Source organism: Kineococcus siccus, assembly GCF_009906795.1.
GTDB classification, from domain to species: domain Bacteria; phylum Actinomycetota; class Actinomycetes; order Actinomycetales; family Kineococcaceae; genus Kineococcus; species Kineococcus siccus.
This window is the reverse complement of record NZ_JAAALN010000277.1, coordinates 1-4680: the sequence shown is the minus strand read 5'-3', so window position 1 is coordinate 4680 and position 4680 is coordinate 1. Positions and strand designations below refer to the sequence as shown.

At 78.0% G+C, this 4680-nt stretch carries 4 protein-coding genes and 1 pseudogene; 2 read left to right on the top strand and 3 right to left on the bottom strand.

Annotation, left to right across the window (positions count from 1 at the left end; all coding sequences use genetic code 11):
* Nucleotides 1-15 precede the first annotated feature (15 nt).
* Nucleotides 16-783 carry a TIM barrel protein gene (locus tag GTR02_RS19960; RefSeq protein WP_166609228.1) on the bottom strand — a complete coding sequence of 256 codons (768 nt, stop codon included), beginning with the start codon at nt 781-783 and terminating at the stop codon, nt 16-18.
* A gap of 116 nt (nt 784-899) precedes the next feature.
* Between GTR02_RS19960 and GTR02_RS19955 the strand changes: the two genes are divergently transcribed.
* Nucleotides 900-2054, top strand: a complete 1155-nt coding sequence (locus GTR02_RS19955; protein ID WP_166609227.1) for a Gfo/Idh/MocA family protein — start codon at nt 900-902, stop codon at nt 2052-2054.
* Nucleotides 2051-3277: a dihydrodipicolinate synthase family protein gene (locus GTR02_RS19950; protein WP_338073950.1), complete on the top strand. Its 1227-nt coding sequence runs from the start codon at nt 2051-2053 to the stop codon at nt 3275-3277. The genes GTR02_RS19955 and GTR02_RS19950 overlap by 4 nt, the downstream gene beginning before the upstream one ends.
* Before the next feature lie 18 nt (nt 3278-3295).
* Here the strand turns inward: GTR02_RS19950 and GTR02_RS19945 are convergent, their stop codons facing one another.
* The gene (locus GTR02_RS19945) at nt 3296-4492 is read right to left on the bottom strand and encodes a hypothetical protein (protein ID WP_166609226.1); all 1197 of its coding nucleotides are present in this window, start codon (nt 4490-4492) and stop codon (nt 3296-3298) included.
* Nucleotides 4489-4680, bottom strand: a pseudogene (locus GTR02_RS22495) (ATP-binding protein); the annotation flags it as partial. The gene GTR02_RS19945 and the pseudogene GTR02_RS22495, both read right to left, overlap by 4 nt.

Here is a 4680-nt window from a genome sequence, read left to right as displayed (position 1 = left end):
GGCGGGGACCGCCGGTCAGGGCCCCAGCCAGCCGAGCAGCGTCGCCGCGTCGCGGCGCAGCTGCGCCGGGTCGTCGCCGGGCACGAACTCGAGGAGGGCGTCGTGCTCGCGACCCGTCGCGGCGGTGAGGGCGAAGGCACTGCGCCACAGCCCCTCCCGCGCCGCGAGCGGCTGCCGCTGCGTGCCCGGCCACCACGCGAAGACGTGCAGGGTGGCGAGGCGGGAGAGCACGAGGGCGAGGCCCGCGAGCGCCTCGTCGTCGCCGACGTCGAGGGCCGGCTGCCAGTAGGTCCGCAGCGCGGGTGCGCCGACGAGGTCGTCGACGGCGGCCAGCAGCGCCTGCGTCGACGCCGGCGTGTCGGTGAGCGTGCCGCCGTGCCACTCCAGGCCGACCTCGACCCCGGTGGCCGCGGCCCGGCGGACGGCGTCCGCGGTCCCGGCCGCCACCCGCCCGCGGTCCGCGGCGTCCGCCTGCGCCGAGGCCCGGTCCCCGGCCCAGACCCGCACGCGGGGCGCGCCCAGGGCGAGGGCGGTCGCCAGGACGTCGTCGAAGGCGTCGTCGGGGTGGACTCCGGTGCGGTGGTAGGAGCCGTAGGACGTCACGCGCAGCCCCGCCGCACGGGTGCTCTCGCCCACGTCGCGGGCGGTGGCGACGTCGCCGGCCGGGACGTGGACGTCGCCGCCCCACTCGATCCCGGTCAGGCCCGCGCGGGCGGCGGCGTCGACGACCGCGGCGGCCGGGAGCTGCCGCAGGGTCACGGAACAGGTCCCGGGACGGATCACCCCCCGATCCTTGCACCGGCGGCGGCGGGGGAACTAGGGTCCTGGCAAGCGCTTTCCGACATCGGTGGGTGCTGACCACCGGGCGGGCACGAGTCGAGCGAGGAGGGGGAGCGGCGATGGCGCAGCACCTCGGAGTGGTGATGAACGGCGTCACGGGCCGGATGGGGTACCGCCAGCACCTGCTGCGCTCGGTGCTCGCGATCCGCGAGCAGGGCGGCGTCGCGCTGGCCGACGGCAGCCGCGTGCAGCTCGAACCCCTGCTCGTGGGCCGCAGCGAGGCGAAGCTGCGCGACATCGCCGACCGGCACGGCCTGCAGCGCTGGACGACCGACCTCGACGCGGCCCTGTCCGACGAGGAGTTCCCGCTGTACTTCGACGCGCAGATCACCTCGGCGCGCGAGGGGTCGATCCTCGCCGCGATCGCCGCGGGCCGGTCCGTCTACACCGAGAAGCCCGTCGCCGAGACGCTCGACGGGGCGCTGCGGCTGGCCCGGGCGGCGGCGGCGGCCGGCGTCAAGAACGGTGTGGTGCACGACAAGCTGTTCCTGCCGGGCCTGCGCAAGCTCAAGCGGCTCGTCGACTCGGGGTTCTTCGGCGAGGTGCTCTCGGTGCGCGGGGAGTTCGGGTACTGGGTGTTCGAGGGCGACTGGCAGCCCGCGCAGCGCCCCAGCTGGAACTACCGCGCCGAGGACGGCGGCGGGATCGTCGCGGACATGTTCTGCCACTGGAACTACGTCCTCGAGCAGATCATCTCCCCCGTCCGGTCCGTCACGGCCCGCGCCGTCACGCACGTCCCCCTCCGCCACGACGAGGACGGGGAACCGTACAAGGCCACGGCCGACGACGCCGCCTACGCGATCTTCGACCTCGAGAACGGGGTCGTGGCCCAGCTCAACTCCTCCTGGGCGGTGCGCGTCGACCGCGACGAGCTCGTCGAGTTCCAGGTCGACGGGACCCTCGGCAGCGCCGTCGCCGGGCTGCACGGCTGCCGCGTCCAGCCGCGCTCGGCCACGCCCCGCGCCGTCTGGAACCCCGACCTGCCCGAGCAGCACGACTTCCGCGCCGACTGGCTCGCCGTGCCCGACAACGAGCCCGGCGGGTTCGACAACGGCTTCAAGGTGCAGTGGGAGCAGTTCGTGCGGCACGTCGTCGAGGACGGCCCCCACCCCTACGACTTCCTGGCCGGCGCCCGCGGCGTCCGGCTGGCCGAGGCGGGGCTCGCCTCCTCCGCGCAGGGCCGCCGGATCGATCTGCAGGACCTCGCGCTGTGAGCGCCCGGGCCCCCCTGGACGAGGCGGCGACCCGGGCGCGCGCCACGACGGGGACCGTCCTGCGCCTGCCGCGGCGGCGCGCCGACGGCACCGTCGCCGTCGTCGAGCACGCCGTCCACGAACGCGTCGAGCGGCCGGCCCCCACCGGGCCGGCCACCTCGCGGCGGGCCTTCGCGGCCGCCCACGTCGTGCCGCGCACGGGGTCGGAGACGGTGCCGGGCGCGCCCGCCGACCTCGACTGGGACGCGACCCTCGCGGTGCGCCACCACCTGTGGGGCTTCGGCCTGGGGGTGGCCGAGGCCATGGACACCGCGCAGCGCGGCATGGGCCTGGACCACGCCGCGACCACCGAGCTGGTGCGCCGCAGCGCGGCCGAGGCCCGCGCGGTGGGGGCGCGGATCGCGGCGGGCGCCGGCACCGACCAGCTGCCGCCCGGGCCGCACGACCTCGAGGCCGTGACCGCGGCCTACGAGGAGCAGGTCGCCTCCGTCGAGGCCGCGGGGGCCCAGGTCGTCCTCATGGCCAGCCGCCAGCTGGCCGCGGCCGCCACGTCGCCGGAGGACTACCAGCGGGTGTACGCGCGGCTGCTGTCGCAGGTGTCCGGCCCGGTCGTGCTGCACTGGCTCGGCGAGGTGTTCGACCCCGCCCTGGCGGGGTACTGGGGCAGCCGCGACGTCGAGGCCGCGACGGCGTCGTTCCTCGAGGTGGTGCGGGAGAACCCCGCCGCCGTCGACGGCGTGAAGGTCTCCCTGCTCGACGCCGACCACGAGCGGGCGCTGCGGCGCCGGCTGCCCGCGGGCGTCCGGCTCTACACCGGCGACGACTTCCACTACCCCGACCTGGTGCTGGGCGACGGGGAGTTCCACTCCGACGCCCTGCTGGGCATCTTCGCCGCCATCGCCCCCGCCGCGTCGGCCGCGCTGCAGGCGCTCGACGCGGGCGACGTCGCGGGCTACCGGGCCGCGCTGGACCCGACGGTGGCGCTCGCGCGGCACGTCTTCGCGGCCCCGACGCCGTACTACAAGGCGGGCATCGCGTTCCTGTCCTGGCTCGACGGCCGGCAGCCGGGGTTCCAGATGGTCGCCGGGCTGCACTCGGCGCGCAGCGCCGTGCACCAGGCCGAGACGTTCCGCCTCGCCGACGAGGCCGGGGTGCTGGGCGACCCCGAGCTGGCGGCGCGCCGGCTGCGGACCTACCTCGCGGTGCACGGCTTCGACGCCTGAGCGGCTCCGCGGCGGTCCTCAGCGGGGCGTCGCGGCGGCAGGTCGGGACAGCTCCGCCCACAGCGACCCGGGTTCGAGGTCGACCGCCACGCCCACCCCGACCCCCGCCGCCCGCTCCAGCGCGGCGGCGACCTCGCGCACCTCGGTGACCGACCCGTCGACCGCGAGCGTCACGACGTCGCCCTCGGGGCCGAGGCGGGCCGTCACCGACGCCCCGCGGCAGGCGTCCAGCGCGGCCGCGAGGGCCGGGCGGACGTCGGCCACCAGCCCGGTCTCGGCCGGGTGCCGCCGGTCGTCGACGACCTCCACCACGCTGCCGCGGGCGCGGGCGCCCCGCACGGCCGCGCGCAGCGGCGCGTCCAGCACCGCGCGGGCCCCCAGGTCGTCGCGCAGCTGCCGCTCCAGCACGCGCGCGCGCCGGGCCAGCTCGTCCCAGCCCGTGGCGGCCCGGCGGGCGCCGACGGGGGTGGCGACCGGGGTGCCGACCGCTGTCGTCGTGGTGGGCGTCGTCCTGGTGGGCGTCGTCGTGGTGGGCGCCGTCTCGGGGGAGGCGCTCGCCGCGACCCGCTCCAGCAGCGGCACGGCGGTCACCTCGAGGTCCGCGCGGCGCGTGCGGGCGCTCGCGGCGCGGGCCTCGGCGGCCGCGCCCGCGGCGACCGACGTCCCCGCGTCGGCCTCGTAGCGCGCCACCTCCCGGCTCGTGCGGTCGAAGACCGCGCGGATGCCCAGGGCCGCGGGCAGCCACAGGGTGGCCGGCTGGTTGAGCGCCAGGATGGTCACGAGGTCGGGCGAGGTGCCCCGCGCCGCGCCGTCGGCGAGGACGCACCCGACGATGACGGCCGCGCCACCCAGCTCCGCGGCCACGCCCGCCAGCGGACGCCGGCGCACCACGAGCGCGGCCACGACCACCTGCCCGGCCCCGGGCCACCAGTTCGCGTACGTCCGCCACGAGGCGGCCTCGAGGAACGGCATGACCGCGAGCCCGGACAGCGGCAGGACGAGGGCGGCGGCCCACGCCGCGCGGGCGGACAGCGCGAGCGGGGCGCCCGCGAGCGGCCGCAGGAGGGCGGCGCTGACCCCGCAGACCGCGACCACCGCGAGCAGGGACAGCAGCGGCGCGCGCGAGTCGCCCAGCCCCAGCACCGCGACCATCGGGGCGTGCGTGAGCAGCCAGAGGGCGGCGCCCAGGGCGCAGGCCCGCTGGAGACCGGTCACGACCCCCGTCCCCGCGGGGGCACGGGCGGCGAGGAGGGGTCGAGCCGCGCGAGGGGCGGCGCGGGCACCGTCGGGACCCGCAGCCGCACGACGGTGCCGCGGCCGGGGGCCGAGGTCACGTCCGCGCCGCCTCCGACGACCGCGGTGCGCCGGTGGACCGACACGGCGAGCCCGTAGCGCCCCGGGGC